Annotated in this window: 24 protein-coding genes; 2 read left to right on the top strand and 22 right to left on the bottom strand. The window is 38.6% G+C overall.

Annotated features, from left to right (window positions below; all coding sequences use genetic code 11):
• Nucleotides 1–37 precede the first annotated feature (37 nt).
• The 15 genes from ACGG81_RS03665 to rfbA form a co-directional block, all read right to left on the bottom strand.
• Complete coding sequence (locus tag ACGG81_RS03665; protein WP_390109651.1) at nt 38–979, bottom strand: glycosyltransferase family 2 protein; 942 nt, start codon at nt 977–979, stop codon at nt 38–40.
• Nucleotides 980–1,021: 42 nt separating this feature from the next.
• Nucleotides 1,022–2,281 carry an LCP family protein gene (locus ACGG81_RS03660; RefSeq protein WP_120105803.1) on the bottom strand — a complete coding sequence of 420 codons (1,260 nt, stop codon included), beginning with the start codon at nt 2,279–2,281 and terminating at the stop codon, nt 1,022–1,024.
• 14 nt (nt 2,282–2,295) lie between these two features.
• Nucleotides 2,296–3,699, bottom strand: a complete 1,404-nt coding sequence (locus ACGG81_RS03655) for an undecaprenyl-phosphate glucose phosphotransferase (protein ID WP_008976485.1) — start codon at nt 3,697–3,699, stop codon at nt 2,296–2,298.
• 238 nt (nt 3,700–3,937) lie between these two features.
• Entirely contained in the window at nt 3,938–5,458 is a 1,521-nt protein-coding gene (locus ACGG81_RS03650; RefSeq protein ID WP_390109646.1) for a DUF4367 domain-containing protein, read from the bottom strand.
• A 5-nt stretch (nt 5,459–5,463) separates the two neighbouring features.
• A complete protein-coding gene (locus ACGG81_RS03645) occupies nt 5,464–5,979 on the bottom strand; it encodes a sigma-70 family RNA polymerase sigma factor (RefSeq protein ID WP_008976487.1) in 516 nt (171 codons plus the stop codon).
• 215 nt (nt 5,980–6,194) lie between these two features.
• The gene (locus ACGG81_RS03640; protein WP_390109642.1) at nt 6,195–7,154 is read right to left on the bottom strand and encodes a glycosyltransferase family 2 protein; all 960 of its coding nucleotides are present in this window, start codon (nt 7,152–7,154) and stop codon (nt 6,195–6,197) included.
• Nucleotides 7,155–7,161: 7 nt separating this feature from the next.
• Complete coding sequence (locus ACGG81_RS03635; protein WP_390109639.1) at nt 7,162–9,003, bottom strand: glycosyltransferase family 2 protein; 1,842 nt, start codon at nt 9,001–9,003, stop codon at nt 7,162–7,164.
• Nucleotides 9,004–9,019: 16 nt separating this feature from the next.
• Nucleotides 9,020–9,598 carry a GerMN domain-containing protein gene (locus ACGG81_RS03630; RefSeq protein ID WP_120105807.1) on the bottom strand — a complete coding sequence of 193 codons (579 nt, stop codon included), beginning with the start codon at nt 9,596–9,598 and terminating at the stop codon, nt 9,020–9,022.
• 19 nt (nt 9,599–9,617) lie between these two features.
• The gene (gene rfbD, locus ACGG81_RS03625) at nt 9,618–10,460 is read right to left on the bottom strand and encodes a dTDP-4-dehydrorhamnose reductase (RefSeq protein WP_390109636.1); all 843 of its coding nucleotides are present in this window, start codon (nt 10,458–10,460) and stop codon (nt 9,618–9,620) included.
• A 25-nt stretch (nt 10,461–10,485) separates the two neighbouring features.
• Nucleotides 10,486–12,972: a glycosyltransferase gene (locus ACGG81_RS03620; RefSeq protein WP_390109634.1), complete on the bottom strand. Its 2,487-nt coding sequence runs from the start codon at nt 12,970–12,972 to the stop codon at nt 10,486–10,488.
• Nucleotides 12,973–12,991: 19 nt separating this feature from the next.
• Nucleotides 12,992–13,597 carry a hypothetical protein gene (locus tag ACGG81_RS03615; protein WP_008976494.1) on the bottom strand — a complete coding sequence of 202 codons (606 nt, stop codon included), beginning with the start codon at nt 13,595–13,597 and terminating at the stop codon, nt 12,992–12,994.
• Between the two features lie 25 nt (nt 13,598–13,622).
• A complete protein-coding gene (locus ACGG81_RS03610; RefSeq protein ID WP_016439999.1) occupies nt 13,623–14,357 on the bottom strand; it encodes an ABC transporter ATP-binding protein in 735 nt (244 codons plus the stop codon).
• A gap of 10 nt (nt 14,358–14,367) precedes the next feature.
• Nucleotides 14,368–15,144: an ABC transporter permease gene (locus tag ACGG81_RS03605; protein WP_008976496.1), complete on the bottom strand. Its 777-nt coding sequence runs from the start codon at nt 15,142–15,144 to the stop codon at nt 14,368–14,370.
• A gap of 14 nt (nt 15,145–15,158) precedes the next feature.
• Nucleotides 15,159–15,716, bottom strand: coding sequence for a dTDP-4-dehydrorhamnose 3,5-epimerase (rfbC, locus tag ACGG81_RS03600; protein WP_008976497.1), 558 nt, complete (start codon nt 15,714–15,716; stop codon nt 15,159–15,161).
• A 37-nt stretch (nt 15,717–15,753) separates the two neighbouring features.
• A complete protein-coding gene (rfbA, locus tag ACGG81_RS03595; protein WP_008976498.1) occupies nt 15,754–16,623 on the bottom strand; it encodes a glucose-1-phosphate thymidylyltransferase RfbA in 870 nt (289 codons plus the stop codon).
• Nucleotides 16,624–16,880: 257 nt separating this feature from the next.
• Here rfbA and ACGG81_RS03590 point away from each other — a divergent pair, with 257 nt between their 5' ends.
• Nucleotides 16,881–18,107: a glycosyltransferase gene (locus ACGG81_RS03590; protein WP_120091323.1), complete on the top strand. Its 1,227-nt coding sequence runs from the start codon at nt 16,881–16,883 to the stop codon at nt 18,105–18,107.
• A gap of 63 nt (nt 18,108–18,170) precedes the next feature.
• Here the strand turns inward: ACGG81_RS03590 and rfbB are convergent, their stop codons facing one another.
• From rfbB to ACGG81_RS03560, 6 genes are all read right to left on the bottom strand, one after another.
• Nucleotides 18,171–19,247: a dTDP-glucose 4,6-dehydratase gene (gene rfbB, locus ACGG81_RS03585; protein WP_008976501.1), complete on the bottom strand. Its 1,077-nt coding sequence runs from the start codon at nt 19,245–19,247 to the stop codon at nt 18,171–18,173.
• A 76-nt stretch (nt 19,248–19,323) separates the two neighbouring features.
• Nucleotides 19,324–21,441, bottom strand: coding sequence for a hypothetical protein (locus ACGG81_RS03580; protein ID WP_390109627.1), 2,118 nt, complete (start codon nt 21,439–21,441; stop codon nt 19,324–19,326).
• Nucleotides 21,431–21,778: a DUF2304 domain-containing protein gene (locus ACGG81_RS03575; RefSeq protein ID WP_120091329.1), complete on the bottom strand. Its 348-nt coding sequence runs from the start codon at nt 21,776–21,778 to the stop codon at nt 21,431–21,433. The genes ACGG81_RS03580 and ACGG81_RS03575 overlap by 11 nt, the downstream gene beginning before the upstream one ends.
• A gap of 10 nt (nt 21,779–21,788) precedes the next feature.
• A complete protein-coding gene (locus tag ACGG81_RS03570; RefSeq protein ID WP_120091331.1) occupies nt 21,789–22,478 on the bottom strand; it encodes a glycosyltransferase family 2 protein in 690 nt (229 codons plus the stop codon).
• A gap of 17 nt (nt 22,479–22,495) precedes the next feature.
• The gene (locus ACGG81_RS03565; RefSeq protein ID WP_116441669.1) at nt 22,496–23,287 is read right to left on the bottom strand and encodes a glycosyltransferase family 2 protein; all 792 of its coding nucleotides are present in this window, start codon (nt 23,285–23,287) and stop codon (nt 22,496–22,498) included.
• Nucleotides 23,277–23,660 carry a hypothetical protein gene (locus tag ACGG81_RS03560; RefSeq protein ID WP_390109622.1) on the bottom strand — a complete coding sequence of 128 codons (384 nt, stop codon included), beginning with the start codon at nt 23,658–23,660 and terminating at the stop codon, nt 23,277–23,279. The genes ACGG81_RS03565 and ACGG81_RS03560 overlap by 11 nt, the downstream gene beginning before the upstream one ends.
• Nucleotides 23,661–23,797: 137 nt before the next feature.
• Here ACGG81_RS03560 and ACGG81_RS03555 point away from each other — a divergent pair, with 137 nt between their 5' ends.
• A complete protein-coding gene (locus tag ACGG81_RS03555) occupies nt 23,798–25,525 on the top strand; it encodes an IS1634 family transposase (protein WP_009263683.1) in 1,728 nt (575 codons plus the stop codon).
• Between the two features lie 76 nt (nt 25,526–25,601).
• On the opposite strand, the gene ACGG81_RS03550 is transcribed toward ACGG81_RS03555, so the two are convergent.
• Complete coding sequence (locus tag ACGG81_RS03550) at nt 25,602–26,681, bottom strand: lipopolysaccharide biosynthesis protein (RefSeq protein ID WP_390109620.1); 1,080 nt, start codon at nt 26,679–26,681, stop codon at nt 25,602–25,604.
• Nucleotides 26,682–26,791: the final 110 nt, after the last annotated feature.

The raw sequence follows: 26,791 nt of genomic DNA, 5'->3' as shown, positions 1-26,791 counted from the left end.
TTTATCATATCGCACTTATCAGCGAACTACAATGACTTTATGCGTTTTTTTGTGATTTCCAGTAAGTTTTATTCATCGTGCAGCGCAAAATAAGCCATTCCGGCAGCTTCTCATAATGCAGCCCCAGTTTATATCCCAGAAACTTGCACCCACTCTGTACAATCAGACCGGGAATTTCCATCCCTTTCTTATTTTTCAGCAAATATTTGACTGTTGAAATCACAAGGCGGATTCCCTCGCTCTCGGATGAGATCCCAGCAAAAATCTCCGGATGATCTTTCTGCGAAACTGCAAGATCAAAATTTCTGTGAAACTGCTGTCTCCCACTGTAATTGTGAGAGTGGATTACTTTTGCATCCGCCGCATATGCGATGCCATATCCTGCCTTTATCATTGTCCCTGACAGAATCATATCTTCATTAAAGATCGCCCGCGGTACAAATCCCCCCAGTTCTTTATAAACTGACTTTTTATAAGCGGCACATACATTTGAACAGAAGAACGTCTTAATTCCAAGTTTATCCACATCCTCAATCGTTTTTATTCTGCTTTCCTGTGGATAATTAAAGCTTCGCGTATAGCATTCCACCATCCGGCAGTCTTTATCCGGCAATTGCCTTGCATAACTTGCTCCGACTTTTTGGTCTTGGAAAGGTTCCATCAGTTTTTCGATCAAGTACTGATCCTGCGGCACTGCATCCTGTGTCATAAAAATCAGGAATTCCTCGTCAGACAGTTCTGCGCCCATCCGTCTTGTTCCTCCATGATCAAACTCTTCTGGCCTGATTTCTATAACCTGTACTGTTTCGTATTCTTTACACCACTCTAACGAGACTCCCTCTGTCTTTGTATGGATCAGAAAAATATGCTCTGCCAAATGCGTCTGTTTTCTTAACCCTTCCAACAGTTTTTTTAATTTTTCATCCGGCCTATAGACCGGAATAATGACATCAGCTCTTTTTCTTCTTTCTTCTAACATTATTACACTTGTGTCCCCTGTCTTCCTGCTCTTTTTCTCTTCTTAGTAAGAGCCTTCGTAATTTTCACTTTCATAAACATCAGTCTCGTAACCGTCAGACTCATAACCACCGTATGGTTCTTCCGAATATCCTTCATCGGTCCCATACTCATCGGTATATCCATCTTCCACAATTGCTCCTGACATCACGTCAATCTCATGGCTGATTTCCTTGACCGTATCCGATACCTGATAGTCTTTCTCATTGAACAAAAATTCATGCAGCTTTTTGACATCCCCGTCAAAATCTGAAGGAACTACATAAGAGCCTTCATATCCATCCACTACATCTGTATCTGCAATACTATATGGGAATCCCTGTGTCTCTCCCAACTGATAAGAGAGTGCATTCGCTGCAATCCCAATCAGATCTTTAGAAGAAAAGCTCGTGGATACTTGCGGAAATACGACGTCTATAATCTTATCCAATGTTTTTAAATTTGCCTTCTGTGCTTTCTCTACAATCTTCTCGATCACAAGCCGCTGGCGCTCCGCTCTCTTGTAATCTCCTCCCGCCGTGGCACGGATTCTGGCGTAGGATGTCGCCTGCACACCATTTAAATGGTAAGTTCCTGCCACTTCCGGCTCGATTCTCTCGTAATCTTTGCCAGTCACTTCTGAAGTTTCCACACAGTAATTATTCATATGTACAACTTCCTCTGCAGTCAGTTCCAATTCCATTCCACCGAGTGCATCGATCACATCAGAGAGGGCCTTAAAGTCCACACTCATGTAGTTTTTAATATCCAGATCCAGGTTTCGGTTCAGAAGTGCAATCGCCTCCTGCGGCCCTCCATACGAATATGCCGCATTCGCCTTGTCAAACGTACCGTCCTGCTGTTTTAACAGTGTATCTCGGAAAATAGAAACGACTTTTACCTCATTCGTCTCATTATTGATGCTGGCGACCATCATACTGTCGCTTCGCACACCGCTCTCAATGCTCTCACCTTCCCTGGCGTCAAGACCAAACAGCGCTATATTTGTATACGGTCCGGTGTCCTTATATACTTCCAGCTTATCTTCATCCAGAAAATTGAAATCAAGCTTGTCCATCTTTACTGTCGCATATGCAAAAACACACAATACACTGAGGATAATCACTTCAGCTACTAAAATACCGATTCTTCTTCTCCTCTTTTTCTTCTTCGCCCGTCTCTTCTCCTCCAGTGCAAGTCGTCTCCGCTCCGAAGCGGATCTTGCTGCTCTCATCTCTCTTTCATCTTCCGGATATCGTCTCCCGGATGGTCTCTTTGTTCCCATCTATAATCTCCTTACTAATATGCATTTTTATTGATAAAGCCTTTAAAGAACGTCAAAATCAATATTTTAATATCCAACCCGATAGTCCAGTTTTCAATATAATACAAGTCATATTCGATTCGCTTCATAATAGAAGTGTCCCCCCGGTAGCCATTGATCTGTGCCCACCCAGTAATCCCCGGGCGTACCTGATGTTTGACCATGTAGCGCGGAATCTCTTCTTTAAATTTCTCTACAAAAAACGGTCGTTCCGGTCTTGGTCCCACAAGGCTCATCTCACCTTTCAGGACATTGAACAACTGCGGAAGTTCGTCGATGCTTGTCTTTCTCATAAATTTGCCGATCGGTGTCACGCGCGGATCATTCTGGACGGTCCACTTTCCTTTCTCTGCTGCTTTATCCTGCACAACCATTGATCGGAATTTATACATATAAAATGGTCTGTTGTGAAGTCCCACACGCTCCTGCTTGAAAATCAGCGGTCCTTCTGATGTCGTCTTGACAAGAATTGCTGCAAGCAGCATGACCGGAGAGAATAAAATAATTGCGACGATGGCTCCGAAAATATCCATCAATCGCTTCATCCATCGGTTCAATGTGTTGCTGAGTGGTACATGGCGGATATTGATGACCGGAAGTCCCAAAAGATCCTCCGTGTACGGTTTGGTCGGAATGATGTGATTATAATCCGGAATAAACTTCGTATGCACTCCTGATTTTTCGCACATTGCAACGATGGATTCCAACTTGGAATACTCATTAATTCCAAGTGTGATCGCAATCTCATCCAAACGATTCTGCGGCAGGATGATCTTTAGATTTTCAATCGTACCAATCACCTTGACACCCTTATATTCCATTCCTCTCGGCTGATTGTCATCCAGAATTCCCCGGATGGTGTATCCCCACTCTGGATTTGCCTTGATCCGGTCAATGTATTGCTCCGCTGCCCGGCTGTATCCAATCAAAATCATATGTTTCTGATTATAACCGCGCTTCCGCATATCCCGCAGAAAATGCCGCACAAGATTTCTCATAAAAATCTCTGTCACAATATTCACGCAGAAAAAAATCGCGATCATTTTTCTGGAAAAGTTTGCTTGCTCTATAATATACAACACGAATGTGAACACCATCAGCCCAATCGTGTTTGCCTGCAGAATATTCCATGCTTCCAGTCTCCGTCCACGTACCCGCTTCGGCGTATAAAGCTGGAATAAATAATACAACATTAAGTAGCCCGGAACAATGTAGAGAAGTGCTCCCATATATTCATGAAGAGATAAAAACCACGGATCCTGCTGAAACAGTCCGCTCTTAAACCGAAGATACCATGCCAGAACATAAGAAAAAATAATCACACATGCATCCAGCACAACATGCATCCGGTTAAAATGTTTCTGATTATCTTTGATCAAAATTCATTCACCCGTTTCTCATCTATTGTTTATTTCATTTGATTCTATATCTATTTTTTTCCATTATCCTATATATAATACAATAAAGTTTTAAAAATCACAAGAAAAAGTGTAGTCTTTGTAATATTTTTGTAACAAAAAAGAACTTATGCGATGGAGATTTTTCTTTCTTTTCTCCCATCCACACAAGTTCTTTTTTATCATCTGAATCTTTCATTCAGATTTCTGTCTGCTTTCTTTACTGGCTGATGTCCACATACGGAGTTGTCAGATACTCTCCATTCATCTCCATCTCATTTTGCGGATAAAAATGCAGATACATATTTGAAAGCTGATCTTCGTCTACCACATAGACTAATGTATATTCCATTTCCTCCCCCGGAGCAAGCGGACAGAACAGCCTTGATTTTACTCCCTTGATTCCCTCTGTAAAATATGGCTTGTCAAAATAAATTGGGAATGATCCTCCTCTTTCTGCTCCCCATTGGAGATCATATCCTTCATTTGCCGACCAGAATGTTTCCTGCGGATACACAAGCTTTCCCTCTTCTCCTGTATGCATCGCAGTAAGCGTCGGAGCGATCGACACCCCTTCTGTCTTATTCCACTCTGTCTGAAATGCAGATGCGTTTTTCACTTTCATCTTCACAATAACATACTTTGCATTCACCGTCTCTGCCTCTTTGTCTGCCAGCGCATCAAGAGTCGTCTGTCCTTCCTCTTCTCCAAGCCGATATCTCTGATGTGCTTTTAGCGACGTATCTTCGTTCATCCAGCTTTCCATATCTGTTGTAAAATATTGCTGCGAAAATGTATCTGCCGGAAGTGTATCTGACACTTCTGCACTAAGAACAGTAAACCTGATATCCTCCACCTCATTCAGATAATCCGGATCTGCCTCTGCCATCATCTCTCTCGTTGTGTCTTTTACTTCTTCGCCAACCTGATAAACCAATTCTTCTGAAACCCCATTGCTGCTCCGATACTCCTGCTCTGCTTCGGCTTTTTTGGCTGCATCTTTGTCATTTTGCCGTTCTTCTGCAATTTCCGCCTCAGACGGATATGGCACAGTTTCCTCTAAGACAGTAATCTCCAGCCCGTTTGCAATTTTCACCAGTTCTTCCTGCTCTAGACTGCTCTCACTCCAAATCCAGACTCCATATCCCTCTTCTTCACTAAACAGATATACATCTGTAATCTCCCTGTCGCTGTCTACCTTTTCATTTTTTCTCGTAAACAGATCTAACTTCTGTTCTCCCTCGACTGCGGTATAGCTGTCTTTCTGATATTCGGCAAAAACATTCTCCTCGAGCTGCGACATCCGATAAAGTTCTGCCGCATTATAAGAGATAATGGAAATACTATCTCCCTCCGCTGTCCCGTAGAGTTTCTTTGCCGCCCCTTCTTCTGCCTGTTCTGCTTCAAATCCCTTCGGAAGATACGTCGGATTCACTTCAATCTGGTGCGCTTCTTTCTGTTCTTTATCCACTTCAATATAATATTTCAGAACCTGTCCCTCTTCTTTCAGATGAACTTTCAGATAATAATTCACTGCTACTGCTGTAATGGAAATCCCTGCTGTCAACGCGGCAACTGCCGCAGCTGCCGGCCATATTCTCTTTCTTCGCCGTATTACCTTTTTCTCACCGGAAATCCCGATCATATCATATGCCCTCTTAATCCCCTCATCTACACATTCCGGCACATCCACATCTTCCCTCAGCTTTTTCTTTACTTCTTCGTCAAATTCTTTCTTCATCTACATTACCCCCTCTGCATACTTGGTTCCATACAATACATGTGTTCAAACTGCTTTCTTCCTCTGGAAAGCCTGGACTTTACGGTATTCACTTCCAATTCCAGAATCTGTGCAATCTCCCGTATTTTAAATCCCTCACCATAATACAGCACAAGAATGATCCGATATTTCTCATCCAACGCATCCAGAACGTCCTCAAACTCACATCTCTCCAACTCCCTGCTCTCTCCTCTGATCTGTGCTGCTTCCTCCAAAGGACACTCCCTCCTTCCACATCTTAATATGTCATTACAATTATTGATCAGGATCCTTGTCAGCCATGTTTTAAAGTATTTTGCCTCCCTGAGGCTTCCAATCTTCTCGTAACAATCTATGACCGTCTCCTGAATCGCATCCGCAATGTCCTCTTCATTATTCAGATAACTTCTCGCCACTTTATAAAGATCCCCTTTGCATCGGTCAATCAGTTCTATAAAAGCCTGATCATCTTTTTTCTTTGCTCTTCTTACAAGCTGTATCACATTTGCCCCTCCTCCCGTTGTTTTTCTTGTAAATGATTTTTCTCTTCAACTATTAGACGTGCCGCAAGCGGAAAAGGTTGCATTTTATTTTTTTAACCGAAACAAAAAAGGCTATTGCAGCTTTTCTTTGCCTCTTCCTGAAACGCCTCCGGCGCCCATCGTTTTTGCAAATGTTCTGCTGCAACAGCCTTTTCATTCCTTTACTTTTTATATTCCTATTGAAAATATACAAGCAGATTCTTCCACAGTTCCTTTTGAATCTGCCAGTAACTGTCAAAATTTTTTCTCTGGAAAACAATCTTTTTCTCCCGATTATTTCGAGAAAGGCGTACTCCTTCTGCAAGTCCTTTTACATAAGTTTTCCCGAATCCTTTTGCGGCAAAAAAGATCGTTTTTGTGAGAAAACCAATCAGCAAAAATGGGCTATTCAATAAAATCTGAAGGAGCGGCATATTTTTATAAATCAGATAGACATTATTTCTCGATGAATATTTCACCTTAAATTCATTGTGCCTGGAGCCGCTCGTCCCGCTTCCCACATGGTAGACAACTGCTGACGGCTCATAGACATTGTAATATCCATGAATCCTTGCACGATATCCGATATCAATGTCTTCCAGATATGCAAAATGCTCCTCATCAAAATATCCAATCTCCTCAAAGACCGATTTCCGGTAAATTGCCGCTCCCGCGCATGCCGCAAACACCTTCCGGGAAGTCAGAAACTTTTCTTTTGTCTTATCTTTTCCGTTTGCCGATGCCCATCCGAGCGCTGAATAAGATGTCCCCGCACTGTCGATCAGTTCTCTTCTGTGATACTGCATCATCCGGGCCTCCACCGAAAAGATCCGCTCATCCTTACTGATACAATCCAACAGATTTTTCAAAAATTCAGGCTCCACTTCTGTATCATTATTGAGAAGCACTACAAACGGAGCCGCTGCCTTTTTGATTCCTTCATTGACCGCGCGGCAGAAGCCATAATTCTGATCCAGCGACAGATAGCAGCACTGTGGAAACTTCTCTTTTGCCAGGCTGGCGCTTCCATCCTGCGAACAGTTGTCTACAATGATCGTCTCAAAGGCAACCTCTCTCTGCTTTTCCAAAGCCTCCAGACAATGCTCCAGATACTTTATTCCGTTGTAGTTTGGTATAACGACTGACACATCGTACATCTATCTCTTAGCTCCTCTGATTATTTTTCAACGAATAATCCCACTTTGTCAGTGACAGATTACAATTGTAATACGGATCGCCTTTTTTCAGAAGCCCGATCCAGTGGCTTCTCATATATTCGATTTCCGTCTGAAACCGTCTGATTTTCTCTTTCGTATCTTCAGCACCTCTTGTCTTCGATTCGTAATGATACAGCTCTGCATACGGATCATAGACAACAAGATACCCTTTTTCTCTGACGCGCAGGCAGAAATCCACATCATTAAACGCTACTTTCAACTTTTCCTCAAGCCCGCCGACCTGCTCAAATACAGAGCGTTTTACAAGCATACATGCTGCAGTGACCGCGCTGAGATCAAGCTGGATCGATGCCTTGTGAAGATATCCTGAAAACGCTCTTGGAAGTCCTACAAAGACACTTCCTGCAACGCCTCCGATCCCGATGATGATTCCTGCATGCTGGATCGTATTATCCGGATAATATAACTTCGCCCCGACAATTCCCACTTCTTTTCTCTGGCAATGGGAAAGCATCTCTGTTAGCCAGTCCCCGTTAATAATCTCCACATCATTGTTGAGAAGCAGAAGATAATCTCCTCTCGCATGACGAACACCGAAGTTGTTGATCGCGGAATAATTAAATTCCCCTTCCCAGGTGACGATTTTAATCTTCTCCCCTGCAATCTTTTTATAGAAGGCAAATGTTTCCGGCTCCTCACTATTATTTTCTACAATGATAATCTCATAATTCCGATAGCTTGTCTTTTCTCGAATCGAATCCAGACATTTTTTCAGCGCTTCCGACTGATCCTTATTTGGAATAATGATCGATACCAGTGGTTCCCCGCAGATTTCATATTTTACCCGGTAAAATCCAAGATCTTTCGTATGCTGTACGGTTCCCTTTGTACGGCAGCGGATAAGATGTTCCTCAATTGCACGCTTTCCCGCATCAAACGCATACATCTTGCTAGCCGGATTATCTGCAGTTGACGCCTTATGGACACGCCAGTGATACAAAATTTTTGGAATATGCACAATCTGCTTCGCCTGCTCCGTACAGCGAAGAATCAAATCATAGTCCTGCGCTCCGTTAAATTCCGGGCGGAATCCTCCTACACGCTTGATCAGATCACGGCTGGCTACGAAGAAGTGACAGATGTAGTTGTTGGAACGGAGAAGATCTAAGTTGAAATCTGGCTTTAAGTGCGGCTGAAAATGTTCTTTCAAATCAGTGGTCACCTTATCTTCATCCGTATAGATCACTTCTGCATCTAGATGCTCATTTACCGCTTTCGCAATCTCATACAGTGCATTCGGAGCGAGAAGATCATCGTGATCCAAAAGACCGATCAATTCTCCGGAAGCAATCTCCATCGCTCTGTTTGTATTCTGCGAAATTCCTTTATTCTCCGGAATTTCTACTTCTTTGATCCGCGCATCGTTTTTATATTCCTCCAGAATCTTTTTCATTTCCTTATTTTCCGGGCTTGCATTTCCAATACAAAGTTCCCATTCGGAGTAGGACTGGTTTTGAACTGATTCAATCATTTGCCGCAAAAATACCTGCGGAGTATTATAAACAGGAACTACAATGCTGATCAATGGCTTTCTTTTCCATTTTTCGTTTTTTTGCTTTTCCAGTTCTTCGGGCAAAGCCTTATGATTCTCATACCACTGCTCATAATCTACATCATCTGCCTGGAATCGCTCCGTAAGTTTTACCCAAAATTCTTTCGGACCATAATGCCTTAAATAAAGTATCCCCTTTTTAATGTTATAAGGGGATACTTTCTTCAAGACTTTTGTCCATTTAATTTTAAATGTCTTTGTCTCTTTTTCACTCATATTTTTCTAAAACCTTCTATTCGGATTCATATTTTGACAAATATCCCGGATATTCCGCATGACCTGTCTCAAGTTTTTTCCCGTCTACGGTTATCCGTATCGACTCTCCATCAAAAGCATCCAAAAAAGTATTACAGATACACCCTACTGTCAAGTACTCTCCAGAGGAACCCTGCCCATTCAGATAAGTAGAAAATTTTTCAGACAGATCCAACTGCAATGCCTTTTCCCCATCAATAGTCTTTTCTGTACAGCTGATTACTTGCGTATCTGCCGGTACAACTCCTTTTGCCACAAGTTGTTCCCAAATCTTTTCGGCTGATACGTCTTCCATTGCAACCTCTTCCGTTTCAAAACCAGACGCATCTTTATTTGCAAAATAGATTTTGATTTCCTTCTGTGACTGGCTTCCCTGCTCTGGCTCTGCAGACTGAGTTGATTCTTCCTTCTGTTGTGTTTCCTGCGTGCTTTCTTCGTCTTTTGTATCTTCTGTCTGAGTCTGTTCTTCCTTCGGCTCCGTTTCTTTCTGTCCACATCCAATCATACTCAGGATCAATACGAGAAAAATGCACATCTGTTTCCATCTGCTTTTCATGAAAATACCTTCCTTCATTCTAGCGAATCTCGCTAAGATATCTTTCCAACGCATCCTGCCATGTTGGAAGTCGGTGGAATCCATTTGCATCGAGCTTCTCCTTGCTCATTCTGCTATTCTTAGGTCTCTTTGCTTTTGCAGGGAACATATCGCTTGTAACCGGATTTACTTTCACCTCTACACCTGCCTGTCTGAAAATCTCTTTTGCAAATTCATACCAGGTACAGAGTCCTTCATTTGTCGCATGGTATCTTCCATATTTATCGCTCTCTACCATATCCACAAGCAATACCGCAAGATCATAAGTATACGTCGGGGATCCTACTTGATCGTCCACAACATTCAATTCTTCATGAGTTTCTGAAAGCTTCAGCATTGTCTTGATAAAGTTCTTTCCATTCACACCGAATACCCATGCAATACGAACAATAAAATATTTCTCCAGATACTTTTCTACTGCAAGTTCTCCTTCGTATTTCGTCTGTCCATATACATTTAGAGGATGTCTCTCATCATCCGGTTCCCATGGTCTTTCACCCTCTCCATCGAATACATAATCGGTACTGATGTAGATCATTTTTAGATCTAGTTTTTTACATACCTTTGCAATATTCTTGGTTCCTTCTGCATTGACTCTCCGACAGATTTCCACATTATCTTCCGCAGCATCAACTGCTGTGTAAGCCGCACAGTGGATTACTGCCTCTACCTCTGCTTCCGTAATAACCCTCTCAACTGAAACAGCATCTGTAATATCCATCTCTTCAATATCAACTGCAACTGCTGTATGTCCTCTCTTCTCCAGCTCATTTACCACATCATATCCAAGCTGTCCTTTTGTCCCTGTTACTAATACTTTCATCTGCGCCCTCCATTTTTAATCTGTTTTACCCCAAAGTAAATGGTGCCTGTGTGACAGGGAAATTAGGATTATAGAATGGATCCCCTTTTTCCAATATCTCCGGCCATTTCTTTTGGAATTTTTTCACTTCATTTTCAAACCGTGCCAGCTTTTCAGGTGTATCTTCATATCCTCTTGACTTCGATTCGTAATGATACCATTCTGCAAACGCATTATAGACGATCAGCTTATCCAACGAGCGGAGCTGAAGGCAATAATCCACATCATTACATGCAACTACAAACTGTTCATCAAAGCCGCCTACTTGTAAGAACAACTCTTTTTTGGTCAACATACATGCCGCTGTCACAGCACTGTAATTACAATTGATCATCGCTCTTACCATGTAGCCATAGTCATCCCTGCCAATTCCTGTATTGACATGACCTGCATATCCTCCAAAACCTACAACAACACCTGCATGTTGCACCGTATCATCTTCATATAAAAGTTTAGCACCAACAGCTCCCACTTCTTCTCGCATACAACATCCCAGCATTTCCTCTAATGCATGCTCTGAAATCATTTCCGTATCATTGTTTAAAAACAACAAATATTCACCGTTTGTATACTTCACCCCGAAGTTATTGATCGCAGAATAATTGAAGCTGCCTTCCCATGTAACTACTTTTACATTTTCAAATTCTTCCTGAATCTTTTCGTAATAAGAAAAAGTTTCTTTCTCTGTACTATTATTTTCTACCACAATCATCTCAAAATTTCGATAACTGCTCTTCTCCTGAATAGATCGAATACAGACATCAAGATCCTTAGTGTGATCTTTGTTTGGAATCACAATAGAAATCAGTGGGTTTCCTGGTGTCTCATATTTCACATGATACATTCCCCACAGCCCTTGGTGCTCTACACTTGCCGCAATATTCATCCGCTTTAAGTGAGCCTCGATTGCGCGTTTTCCTGCATCATATGCATACATTTTACTTGCCGGATCACCTGCTACTGAATTTTGATGAATTCTCCAATGGTAAAGAATCATAGGAATATGTTTGATTTTTTCTGAATTTTCAATACATCTAAACATCAGATCATAATCCTGCGATCCATCATATTCTGACCGGAATCCCTCGATTTTGTTCATGATGGAATGCTTTACTACAAAAAAGTGTGTAATATAGTTGTGGGACCGGAAAAGATCCATGCTGAAATCCGGTTTAAAATTCGGATCATTGTGTTCTCTCCCATCTCCACTGATCTTATCCTCATCAGTATACAAAATATCATAATCATCTTCCTGCAGGGCATTGACAATCTCATATAATGCATTTTCTGCCAAAATGTCATCATGATCAAACAATCCAATATAATCTCCCGTTGCCAATTCTAATGCAGCATTTGTATTATCTGCAATTCCGAGATTCTTCTCTAATAAACGATACTTAATTCTTGAATCCTTCTTTGTATAGTCCTCCAGAATTGCTTCTACAACCGGATCCCCTTCACTGCCATCTGCAATGCAAAGTTCCCAGTTTCCATAAGTCTGATTCACAACAGAATCAATCATCTCTCTTAAAAACACTTCCGGTGTCCGGTAAGTCGGTACAATAATGCTGATTTTAGGCTGTTTATCAAAAACAGTTTTTCTCTGCTGATCCAATTCTTCTCTAGATGGCAGATTTTCTGTAAACCACTCCGCATACGACTTTTCTGTTCGGTTGACTCCCTGTATGATATAAGCTTTTAATCCTCTGACACCATTGACACGAATATATTTGACCACTTTCTTTACGGTTCTTGGATTTGTTTTTTTAATTCCCTGTTTAATAAAACCAACTGTTGATTTGATTCTCTGCTTTTTTAACAGTTTCTGCGGTTCTAAATAGACATTAATTGCATTTATTCCATCTGACAAACGCAACTTGTATCTTTTTTCTCTCTCATATGGAAATTCTAAATGAAATCCACATCTACAATTTTCCTTGGAAACAAATCCTGCTTCTATCAAATCAGTACGATTTAAGACCTGAAGTACTACTTTCTTTTCAGTCTCAGTATTATCAAACACCTGAATTTTCATTTTTCCTGTTTTTGCATTGGAAAATGCCCATCCAGATACCACAATTTTTTCACGATCAATGTAATATTGCTCTACATTGTGTGAAATCGTGCTACGATCAATAATCTCTTCTATTTCCTTCTTGTCAAGCTTTTTGATAAGTTTTTTTTCTTTCCCAGACTGGAGATAAAATCGAAAATCTTCGATGTCCTTTTGAGGATCCACATAAACTTTTATATGAAATCCACACATCTTATCTACTTTCATCTTTTTAAACTTTTCTGCCACATCCGGACGCTTGATTTTCTTTAATCTGTTTGGAACTACCTTCCCATTGATCTCAGTAATTATTTCTAATGGCTGTCCATTTTTTTCAAATGCCCATCCATTAATCCTTATATAAGCTTCTTCAGGTTTTATCCGGTATTTTATTACGTCAATACAACTTTTATACTGCATGCTTCCTCCAATCTGCCTTCTATTTCAAAAATCTGTACAACAACTTCACGAAGCCAACGACATAGAGTTGTAATCCGATCAGAACAATAAAATCTTCCCAATTAAATTCTTTTGCCTGCACTTTCATTACAAGTGCCTGATCCTGTTCCTTTCCACTTACTTTCAGCACTTCTGCACTCTCTGCCTTCTTCGTCGTAAAAATACTGATTCCTTCTCCGTTGTTGATTCCATCTGCTGCAATTGTAAAGCGATACTCTTCTCCCTTACTTTCTTTCACCTCTGGAAAAGTAATCTCTTTGTAATCATTGTCTGTCACTTCAGAAACTTTCAGTACTCCTTCTGCGATTACCGAATCATCTTTTATATTGACAAGCTCATACGTCATCTTGCTATCGTTCACTCGTCCCCATGTAGATGTGCGAACAAACAGCCCATTCATTCCGTTATACTCTGCCGTAAATTCCTGCTCAATCTTTGCTGTCCCGCTAATCTCACCTACATTCTGATATTCGGCTGCATCTACCGTTGTATCATATACCGGCTGCTTCCACTGCCCATATGCATGAACTGCACCGACAGCTACCATCAGAAGTATCATGATGATTGTTTTTACTATTTTTTTCATAATAAACCTCACTTCTGTTCTTCTTTTAGTATGCCTGTTCATAAAGAGCACAGACTTCCTCTGTCGGTCCGATCATTTTGACCTTTCCTTTTTCAATCCACACTGTTTTTGTACACAGTTTCTTCACCTGATCAATACTGTGAGAAACAAATAAAATCGATGTATCCTTCTTCATCATTTGTTGGATACGCTTCTCACACTTTTGTTGGAAACGAAAATCTCCAACAGAGAGCACTTCATCTACAATCAAAATATCCGGTGTACCAATCGTTGCAATCGCAAATGCCAGTCTTGCCAACATTCCTGAGGAAAAGTTTTTGATCGGCACATCCATAAAATCTCTCAGTTCTGAAAATTCCACAATATCCTCATAGTGTTTTTCCATAGACTTACGATCGTATCCAAGGATTGCTCCATTTAAAAACACATTTTCTCTTGCTGTAAGATCATGGTCAAATCCTGCCCCCAATTCTATCAGCGGCGCTACCGTTCCATAAACTCTCACACTTCCCTTAAACGGCTTTAAAACACCAGCAACTGTTTTTAAAAGTGTACTTTTCCCACAGCCATTTAAACCGATCAGCGCAACAGACTCTCCTTTTTCCACAGTAAGGCTGACATCCTGAAGCGCCATAAACTCATCATACTCAATCTGGTTTTTAATTTTTTTAATAATATACTCTTTGATACTGTCAATCCGTTCCCGTGATAGATGAAATTTTACAGAAACATTTGAAACTTCTACCATAATTTCCGACATATTTTCTCTCCTAAATATTAAGAATAAATTTATCCTGATTCTTGTAAAATACGAACAATCCAAGTAGGAATGTGCCGATTGCAATGGTAACACTTGTCAAAAGCTGTCCCACTGTCGGAAGCGTGTTATAGAACATTAGATTTCTAAACATATTTAAAATTCCTGTCAGCGGATTTAATTCTACGAAGAAACGTATTTTTGCCGGCAAGATAGAAATCGGATAAATAACCGGTGTCAAATAAGTTAATGCAGTAATCAATACCCCATATAAATGGATGATATCTCTGAATTTTACGGCTACTGTTGCCAAAAGCAGACCAATCCCCGTTGAAAAAATAATCAGTATCCCCATTGGAACAACAAGAAGCAATACAGTAAAGTTTAATTCAATACCAGAAAATACCATTACAACAATAAGCGCACAGAAAGAAGCCATCACATTGACAACACTCGATGCAACTCTGGAAAGTGTAAATAAGTATTTCGGAATATACACCTTTTTGATCAAAGGTGCATTATTGATGATCGATGACATCGCACTTGATGTTGACTCTGAAAAAAAGTTAAACACAACTTGTCCGCTTAAAATGTATAGCGGATAATTTTCCACCTGAAATTTGAAAATATGCGAAAATACGACCGACAATACAAGCATCATGAGTAACGGGTTCAAAAGTGTCCACAATACACCTAAAATAGAACGTCTGTACTTTGTCTTAATATCTCTTGTGACCAACTCCATCAAAAGTGGTCGGAATTTCAAAAAATTCTGTATATATACTGACACAGTTTATCCTCCAATTACTTGTCTTTCTTTAGCGTCTTGATCCCTGTCCATTTTTGATCCTTTTCAGAAATGGTCAGTTCCATTCCTTCCGGAATCGGCCACTGAATCCCGATATCCGGGTCATTCCATGCAAGTCCGCCCTCGTCATTTGGATGATAAAAATCAGTACATTTGTATGCAAACTCTGCTGTATCAGAAAGAACTAAAAATCCATGTGCAAAATCTTTCGGAATGAAAAACTGCTTCTTATTTTCAGCAGAAAGTAACACACCATACCACTGTCCGTATGTCTTGGATCCCTCTCTTAAGTCAACCGCGACATCAAACACTTCTCCGCTCACTACGCGCACAAGCTTATCTTGCGGAAAATTAATCTGAAAATGCAATCCTCTTAATACTCCCTTCTTAGAGCTTGACTGATTGTCCTGAACAAACTCCATATCGATTCCCGCTTCTTTATAATCATTGTAATTATATGTTTCCATAAAATATCCACGTTCATCTCCAAATACTGTAGGAGTAATCACTTTCAGTCCTTCGATTTCACATGTTTCTACTGTAATTTTTCCCATTGAAATTTCCTTCTTTCTTTTTATTTACAGACGAATCTTATAATCCTTCTGCCACTTCCATCAGATACTTTCCATATGCAGTCTTCAATAACGGCTGTGCAAGTTTAATCAACTGCTCTTTGTCAATGAATCCTCTCTTATATGCTATCTCTTCGATACACGAAATATACAATCCCTGACGTTTTTGGAATGCTGCTACAAAATCTGCTGCATCTAAAAGTGCATCATGATTTCCAGTATCCAACCACGCAAAACCGCGTCCCAAAGTTTCTACACGCAAATCTCCTCTCTGAAGATATGCATTGTTGACACTTGTAATCTCAATTTCCCCACGTGCAGACGGCTTTACATTCTTCGCAATTTCCACAACATCATTATCATAGAAATATAATCCTGGTACTGCATAATTTGATTTTGGATGTTCCGGTTTTTCTTCAATCGAAAGCGCTTTTCCATTTTCATCAAATTCTACTACACCATACTCTCTCGGATCTCTTACATAATATCCAAAAATTGTTGCTCCGGACTCCCGTGAAGCCACCTCTCGTAAAATTTTCGAAAAACTCTGTCCATAGAAAATATTATCTCCTAAAATCAGAGCTACACTATCATTTCCAATAAATTCCTCTCCAATGATAAATGCATCTGCCAATCCTCTAGGACTTTCCTGAACCGCATAGGACATCTTCAATCCTAAATCCTCTCCTGTTCCAAGTAACTCCTCAAATACCGGAAGATCTCTCGGTGTAGAAATTACAAGAATCTCCCGAATTCCAGCCAGCATCAAAATGGATAACGGATAATAGATCATCGGCTTATCATAGACCGGCATGATCTGCTTTGACACTGCTTTTGTCAGTGGATATAATCTTGTCCCTGAACCACCTGCTAAAATAATACCTTTCATTTTAAGTACCTCCTACTTTTTATATACACATTTCTAACTTTTCGGTTTCCGACATGATGTAGTTTTTGGCAACTGCACATTAAGTCACGTTGTATTATAGCACTTCCTTCTGTCTTTTTCAATCTCTGAGATATTTTTCACATTTCTTTAAGATTCTCAAATTCTTTCAAGAATCCTCTTCTTCCCCGCCTATGCTCTCTTTACAAATTTGTCAGACCGTGATACGCTGACATCAATATTAAATTAGGAGGTTCTCTATGTTTTATCCAAAAATAAGTGTTTTAATGATAAACTACAATCATGCAGCCCATCTCTCACTAACAATTGAAAGTGTCTTATCGCAGACTTATCAAAACATCCAATTTATTATAGTTGATGATGGTTCTACTGATTGTTCCCAGACAATCATAAAAGATTACGCCAGTAGGGATCCCCGCATCGAATATTATTTTTTAGAAAAAAATCAACATATTTGTCACGCTACCAACTTTGGTTTCCAAAAAGTGACTGGTGAATATCTTGCGAGAATCGACAGCGACGATCTTTGGTATCCCAACAAACTGCAAAAGCAGCTAGACTTCATGCAAAAAACGCCAGATTGTAATATTTGCTTTTCATGGACGGATTTAATTGACGAACATGGAAATAGTATCAACGATTCTGAACGAGAGCTTTACAACTTATTCAACGGTAGCCATCCATCCTGTCAAGAACACTGGCTGGAATTTTTCTTCATTCACGGAAACTGCCTTTCTCATCCTTCCGTGCTTATGAAAACCGAAATCCAAAAAGAAATCGGAGACTTCAATCCGGCTTACCGACAAGCTCACGACTTTGATTACTGGATCCGCATTGCCCAAAAATATCCTATTTTTGTTATAGAGGAAAATCTGACTATCATGCGACGATTTTTATCCTCCTCCACTTTAAATACAAGTTCCACCACAGAATCTGATACAACCAGATACTTAAATGAATATTTACTGATCCGCAACCACTTTTTTGAAAATATGGATACCGAATTATTTGTACGCACTTTTCACTCTTATTTTCGTAATCCTCACGCAGCTACTCCGGAAGAACTTCTCTGCGAACAGGCCTTTTTACTTTGCGATTGCAAATATGGTGGAAAACAAAATCCAATTCTTGGAATCATGAAACTCGGAGAACTGTTAGCCTGTCCAAAAACTGCTGAAGTTCTTGAAGCTTCCTATCACTTTACTCCAATTTCCTACTATGCACTCAGTAACCAACACATTTTCTGTGACTCATTTGTTCAAACCGCTTTATTAAATGCGAAACATCACACAGATAAAATCCAATCATTGACAGAAGAGCTTCAACAATGCGAGAGTCATTTGAAAAAACTTCAGGAGCAGGTGACTTATTTATCCTCATCACTCAATACCATTACTAATTCTACTTCATGGAAAATTACTGCTCCTCTTCGTCACGCATTAAATAAACTCAGGAAAAATTTTTAATTTACTTAAAAACCGTACTTTTGTATACTATCATCTGCATACAAAAGTACGGTCTTTTAATTCTTATTTATACATTTCTTCATAATATTTCTGATAGTCACCGCTTGTGACATTTTTCATCCAGTCCTCATTTTCAAAGAACCACTTGATCGTAAGTTTGATTCCCTCTGCAAACATAGTATCCGGAACCCAGCCTACTTCCTTCTTAATTTTATCCGGAGCAATCGCATATCTTCTATCATGACCTTTTCTATCTGTCACATATGTGATCAAATTTTCACTGACAAGTTCTTTTCTCGGATCACCTTCCGGAAGCATCTCCTGAAGTGTATCAAGAATAATATGAATAATCTCGATATTCTGCTTCTCATTGTGTCCACCGATATTATATGTCTCGAATAATCTTCCTTTTTCCTGAACCATATCGATTCCCTTCGCATGATCCTCTACATATAACCAGTCTCTGACATTTTTTCCATCTCCATATACAGGAAGTGGTTTCCCTTGAAGGGCATTATTGATGATAAGTGGAATCAACTTTTCTGGAAACTGATAAGGTCCATAGTTATTGCTGCAATTCGTAATATTTGCAGGGAATTTATAAGTATCCATATAAGATTTCACAAGCATATCAGAAGATGCTTTACTTGCTGAATATGGGCTGTGTGGATCATAAGGAGTTGTCTCGTAGAAATATTCTCCTTCTTCTTCCAGTGATCCATATACCTCATCTGTAGATACATGAAGGAACTTTTTATCTTCTTTGAATGTTCCATCTTCTAACTCCCATGCAGCCTTTGCCGCATTGAGCATCACTAATGTTCCAAGTACATTTGTTTTTACAAACACATCTGGATTCTTAATACTTCTGTCAACATGACTCTCTGCCGCAAAATGTACAACGCGGTCAATATCATTCTCCTCAAAAATCTTATTGATTGCTTCTGCATCGCAAATATCTGCTTTTACAAATGTATAATTTTCTCTATCTTCTACATCTTTCAAATTTTCAAGATTTCCTGCATAAGTAAGCTTGTCAACATTAATGATCCGAATTTCATTGTCATACTTCTTAAACATGTAATGAATGTAATTTGAACCAATGAATCCTGCTCCACCTGTTACTAAATATGTTCTCATAGTTATCCTCCATCTTCAAACTTTCTTATAGTCATTATACTCACATAACATCCTATATTCAAGTTTTTTTCTTTATTTATCCTTGCGATTTATAAATCACTTCATAAATCCAGCATCCATCTTCACCATATATTTCTGAAAATTCTATCTTCTCATTACTTTCTACCGGGACTTGTGAAAAAACATATTTAACCTCTGTCTTTTCTATATCACTGTATGCCAATTTTATTCGAATTGCATCTGGGCTAACTTCTTGAAATCTTGTTACTCCCTCTACAAAGTCAATATCGATATGCGCATATCTATTGTAAATTCTCTGGTAATTGTGATTTACATCTAATTTTTCCCAAAGTTCCATATTAGGATAAAAATTCACAAAATTTATAGTTTTAGCTCCACACATAGTTATAAAAGAAGCGTTTCCTGTCCCGCCGAGAGCAATCCATTTAGCATCTGGATCTTTTTTCGTAATTTTTTCTATTTGCTGAGCTACTGGTTTTTCATAAATGGTATCCAAACCTTTTGAAATAGGTCTGATATAAATACCAGTAATAACCGATATTATAATCATTCCTATACAAAAAATTTTGCTTATAGTTCTCTTAAAATTAGATAATAGAACTATACCTCCCGCACTAATGATACACACCATTATCAGCAGTGACCACCCAGATAAATATTCTGGATAGCTTTGTTTTGAAAAGAATACTGCGCTACCAGCTACAGCTATAGCAATAATACTTGCTGTGCCTATTGAAAATTTTCTCTTTTTTGCATAACGAGACATTAGAATTACAATAAAATATATTTGTATATATCCTATAATATCAACTACTCTTTCTGGCATACTATAACTTAACAATGTAATATTAGCTATAGTTGCAGGCAATCCTACAGTTGTATATATAAGCATAGGAATACTAATCAGCAAAAGCCCTCCTACAAGCCAATCTTTCTTTTTTGATTTTATCCAACAATATCCTGCTACTAATGTGGGGATTGGGAAAAAACTAAAAAACACACCTGCTTCTGACGCATTTCCCACATCCTTATAAGCATAAAATAGTGACTGGACATAATAAAACACTTTATTAATACTAAATCCACCACTCTGTCTTCTATCTCCTGGGTATGCCGTTTGCATAATCGCTTGTATATATTCAATATTATCAAAAAAATAGGAAAAAATTAGTCCAATAGATACTAGAATACTTATTATTATGATTCCCCACTGTTTCCAATTTAACGCCTTTATTTCATCCCATTTTTCTCGAATCACCCATATAGCAATCACTAAAAACAAATATCCAAGTGGGACTTGCCATGCTGGATACAAGTTTACCACAAAATTACTAAACGCTAATGAAAATCCAATTGCAAATAAAATTTTCTTCCATACCACTTTAGATTCCAAAAGATAATATGTACATATGATACTAGCCTCTCCTGCTATGAATATGAATGGAAAGCTCCACCAAAGCCAAAAAGCTGAAGATACAACTAAAAATGCTCCCATCGTAGAAACCAGTGCATTTTTTCTCGAAATAATCATAAACAATTCAATCGTTACAAGGAATGCTAAAATAATAGGAAAATACCAATAAAAACTGAAGGCATATTCTAATGGCAATATAAGAAATACTAATTTCCATGGCGCCTGTGCAACTGTTCCTAATCTAGCACTAACCCCATATACACCGTTTACTGTTTTTGTTCCTCGTGCGATATCTGTATACTGACCGTATGGATTTTCTCCTTTCCCCGATGATAATACTGAAGGCGAATTCACTCTGTACTCATCTGATCGTATATATCTCTCCTCTCCAATAAATGGCTCCCCCAATTCTGTTTGAAAATTAGGTTGAATATAATTATAACAAGCCAATGAATCCCCATTATATTTGTTTATAACAAGAAATACTAAGACTATTCCTCCCAAAATCCATCTATATCGAAATATTTTTGTATACAGTGTATTTATATCAACTACGAAATGAAGCTCTATAAAAAAGATAATTGGACTTAGCACAATCGCTCGATTTAACATAATCTGTTTTCTCATATCTCTTAATGCGATTATGATAGAAGCACTTTCCCACATATGGCTTGTTATAAATGTAGAAATTGCCAACGACAGCAAAATCGCCACAAAAAAAGCTACAATTATTTTACTTCCTTTTTTTCTATTTTCCATCTATTTCACCTTTATTTTCCATTAGTGCAATTTCTTGTGCAAGTCTCTTTACTTTCACTGTAAGTTTTGATACAACAACAGTCAGAACAAATATAACCATTAAGGAAAAACAAAATCCAAAGAAGAATAGCATATTAATCGGTGTTCCTATTCCCATAATTTCAGACAATTCTGTAATTAAATCTGGAAAACAATCAAGAATAAGTATCCCTACACCAAGCACAAACCACGATAAGGCATATCTTAACTCTAATTGCTTATTTCTAATCATCATAACCACAATTCCCATTGCAATAGCAATGATAACCACTACAATCAACTGTATTTTGATATCCATTTTTCTCCTCCTATTTTCTAATCCTTTCAATCAAAATTGCAAGTGATACTTTTATCATATAATACACTGATTTTTTCATTGAGATAGAAGACACTCCCCCACTTCTTTCTCTCATAATTACAGGTAACTCTAACACTTTTTTCTTTCTTCTCAAAATAGCTACAACACTTTCAGGTTCCGGATAATCTTTTGGGTATTCTTCCGCAAAAAATTCTATTATCTCTCTGTTTACCATCCGCAACCCCGACGTTGGGTCTGTTATCTTTGCTCCTGTAAGTAACTTTATTAACATTGTAAAATATTTAATTCCTACACGCCTTGCCCCTGATGACTGAAACCCTTCTTTATTAATAAATCGAGAGCCAATTACCATATCTGCATGTTCAGCTTCTATAAACTCTGCCATTTTACTTAAAAACTTTGGATCATGCTGCCCATCTCCATCTACTTGGACAGCAATATCATATCCATTTCTTGCGGCATATAAGTACCCTGTCTGAACCGCACCCCCAATTCCCAAATTCACAGGTAAATGCACAACATTAAACTTTTCTGTCTCACAAATTTCTTTTGTCCTATCAGTAGAGCAATCATTGATTACAATATAGTCAAACTCCGGTGCATTTTTTATAATATCTTCGACTGTCTTCTTTATACTTTCCTGCTCATTATAAGCTGGAATAATAATTAATTTTTTCATATGTTCTCCCATCCACATTACGACAACTCATTTGACTTTTCACTTTCCGCATACCACCTTGCCAATATTTTGGCAATCGGCTTTGGCCAAAATTTGCAGAACATCGTATAGTCTTCTTTATTTCTCGCATTGTTCCCTAAGATTTTTGATGTTTCGGATTCTTCATGAATTCTATGTCCTACCAATATTTCTTTGTCATATATAAATTCACCTTTGAATCTAGATATGTATTCCCATGCCTCCCAGTCTTCATCCGAAGCAAATCCCGGCTTGAATACTGTTTCCGGCAGATTTTTCTTCGCAAAAGCAACCGATGGACAGCAGATTGGAGAACCTAACGACAAGATTCTTCTTCTCACAAATCTACTTTTTCTAAACACTTTCACTTTTAAGGGCAGAAGCAAGAGGCGTTTTATTCGGAGCAGTCTGTTATCCGTCACTTTTTCTCCATTACGCATTTCTGCATAGTCTGTAAAGAAAATCAATGGCTTTGAAGATTTTTCAAATTCTCTCACTACATGCTCCGCATATTTTTCAAAATACACATCGTCCTGATGAGTAATTGTCACAAATTCTGTCTGCGCCTTTTTATAAGCAAAATTCCAGTCCTGAACAATTCCAGCTTCTCCGGTATTCACATATACAGGAATCCCATATTTCTCCGCTGTTCTGTCAATATAACTGTTAGGAGTTGATGTTATAATAAATATTTCACTCTCAATCGACTGGTTCTTTAAAGACTTGATACATTCTTCCAAAAAACTACTTTCTTTATATGCACAAATAGCAAATGTATGTTTATTTTCCATTTTCCTTTTTCCCTCTCCATATATTATAGATCATAAATAGCACAAAGATTGTCAATAAAACGGTTACCGCTATCAGATAACTCACACTTGCTCCTCTGATTGCATACTTTCTGACTAACCAATCCGAAATGACAAATGCTGCCACCGCTTCCATTCCATAACCAATCAACGCATATTTTTGTTTTCTCATAATAGTCAAAATATAATACATAAAAAATGCCAATGCATTAATCCCACCTGCAAGAAGCAGAATCAGCAGATCAATTTTATATGCTCCCAAATTGATGCCATATAAAATAGACAATACCGGAATTCCTAGCAAATAAGCACCTAGCTCACAGACTACCGTAACTGCAACAATAATTGCACACACGGGAGTTTGACAGTTGAATATCGAAAAAAGTACTCACAGGTCGCATAAAACCTGCTTTTTTTATGTCAAATTTTCCGTTTTTATAGCTGTTATTTTGTGTTATTGTATGGTATAATAAGGGATAGGAGGGATGACAGATGAATCTTCATATAACAAAATCAAAAAATGCAGAGTCCTTTTATATCTGTAAATCTTATACAAAATCAAATGGCAGCACTACTTCAGCTATCGTCCGCAAGCTGGGAACCTTAGAACAACTTTTGCCTGAACATGGTCCTACAAGAGATGATGTCGTTGCATGGGCGAAAAATGAAGTGAAAATAGAAACTGAAAAATATAAAAAAGAAAAAGAAGCACAGACAGTATTGATACCATTCCATGCGGATAGACAATTAGATTATGACAAGCAGGTCTTCTTCCGTGGTGGCTATCTGTTTCTCCAATCCATTTATTATCAACTACAAATGAATAAAATCTGCCGGAAACTGAAACAGAAATATAAATTCAAGTATGATATCAATGCGATCCTTTCGGATTTGATTTATGCAAGAATCTTAGAACCTTGCAGCAAACGTTCTTCTTACAAAGTTGCATCTGAATTCTTAGAAAAACCATCCTACGAACTTCATGATGTCTACCGGGCATTGGATGTACTTGGTGCGGAATGTGATCTTATTCAGTCTGAAGTTTATAAAAACTCCCACTTCCTTGGAAAAAGAAATGATAAGGTCCTTTATTATGACTGCTCGAATTATTACTTTGAAATTGAACAGGAAGATGGAAATAAAAAATACGGGAAAAGTAAAGAACACAGGCCAAACCCGATCATCCAAATGGGATTGTTTATGGATGGAGACGGGATTCCCCTTGCTTTTTCTCTTTTTCCGGGAAATGCGAACGAGCAGACCTCTCTCAAACCGTTAGAAAAGAAAGTCCTTGGAGATTTTGGCTGTCAGAAATTTATTTATTGCAGTGATGCCGGTCTTGGCTCTGAATCAATCCGGGAATACAATCACATGGGGGAACGGGCTTATATCGTAACCCAGTCCATCAAGAAGCTGAAGAAAGAAGAAAAAGAATGGGCATTAAATTTACAGGGATTTAAAAGAGTATCAGATGGAACCCCTGTTGATATCACAAAACTACCCGAAGATGATAAAGGACTTTATTATAAAGACGAACCCTACACCACAAAGAAGCTACATCAACGCCTGATCATTACCTATTCTCCTAAATATGCCCTTTATCAAAAATCTATTCGAGACAAACAGATTGAACGGGCACAAAAGATGCTGGATTCAGGGAGCACAAAAAAGAACCGAAAAAATCCAAATGATCCAGCACGTTTCATCGGAACTATGGCTGTAACAGAGGAAGGCGAAGCTGCTGATGTAAAGCAGTATCTAGATGAAATTAAGATTTCTGAAGAAACCCAGTATGATGGATTTTACGCAGTATGCACAGATCTTTTAGATGACGAAGTTGGTGATATTTTGAAAGTAAGTGAAGGAAGATGGCAGATAGAAGAATGTTTCCGGATTATGAAAACGGATTTTTCTGCAAGACCTGTCTATTTACAGGATGAAAACCGGATCAAAGCACATTTTCTAATCTGTTTTCTTGCATTGACAATATACCGCTTCCTTGAGAAAAAACTGGATGCTAAATATACATGTGAAGAATTATTAGATATTCTAAAAGAAATGAATTTCGCCGAAATACAGGAACAGGGATTCATTCCTTTATACAAACGAGAAAGAATTACGGATGATCTTCATGACGTGTGTGGTTTCCGAACAGATTATCAGTTCATAACAAAAAGTAAAATGAGAAATATTCAGAAAAAAAGTAAAGGGAAAGAATAAAATACTATAGTCCGTAACAACAGCAAAAATCGCTGCAGCCCAGTAACCACAAGGGATACAGCGATTTTTGCTCTTCCTAACTGTCAAAGATGGGAATATAATACATAAAAAATGCCAATGCATTAATCCCACCTGCAAGAAGCAGAATCAGCAGATCAATTTTATATGCTCCCAAATTGATGCCATATAAAATAGACAATACCGGAATTCCTAGCAAATAAGCACCTAGCTCACAGACTACCGTAACTGCAACAATAATTGCACACACTTTAACAATCATGAGAAAAAACTGTCTTTTCCTCTTCTGTTCATAGTCTTCTGCCATAACGGAAAGCAACGGTTTAAAAACAAATGTGCTAAATAGATTAATGATCATTACCGGCATAAAAATTGCCGCATAATACAACTGATACCTTGCATCCAGCACTTTATCCACGGACATTCTCGAAGCACTATATACATAAGTGTTCAAAAAACTGCTGAGAAATAGAGGAAGACATTCTATCAAAACAGTCCCTACTTCTTTTTTCCTAAATGTCAGCTTCCCTTTTTCAAAAACTCTAAGTGCTTTTTCATTTACAACAAAAATCATCAATAAAGAATATACAATCATGGCAATAACCGCCACGGTCAGATTTTGTGTAAGTAAAATCCCTGCAGTCAGAATCAAAATTCCTCCGGCAACTCTCCAGAACAACAATTTCCCTGCAACGTCAATCCGACCATATCTCTGAAGTTCTCCTTCGTACAGATCTGAATATCCATCCAAAATTTTATAAATGCAAAGCAGAAAGATAAAGAAAGCCTTCTCCACTGTGCCTCCACGGAGCATTATATAACCGCCTCCTGCCAGCACCGCCAGTATACAACAGAAAACTTTTGCATAAAAATATTCAGCGTACGAGTGCCTTCTTGCAACATCGGTTACCTGAAATGTTCTGAGTTCAAAATATGCAATTGTTCCAATCCATTGTCCGATTGTAAGTGCAAAAGAAAACAGCCCTCCTGCTTTCTCTCCTGACAGATGTGCCACAATCACAGTAAAAAGCATAGTAGCTGCGGCCAACATTCCCGTTCCAATCGTATTCCACAAAAAATTACTTTTTGTAGTTGTCTCATCTGAGATAAATATCTTTTGAATGATTGTTTTCTTCATTTTTTCTCCATTTTTTTAATCTTTTCTACACTAACAAGTTATTATACCATTGTTTTCATTGATTCTCAATAAAGAATCACAACAAAAAATGACGGATATTCACCGCCATT

Origin of the sequence: Faecalimonas umbilicata, from assembly GCF_042846195.1 — a bacterium.
Lineage (GTDB): Bacteria > Bacillota > Clostridia > Lachnospirales > Lachnospiraceae > Faecalimonas > Faecalimonas umbilicata.
The sequence above is the reverse complement of the archived record's forward strand: the minus strand, read 5'-3'. Positions and strand labels throughout refer to the sequence as shown.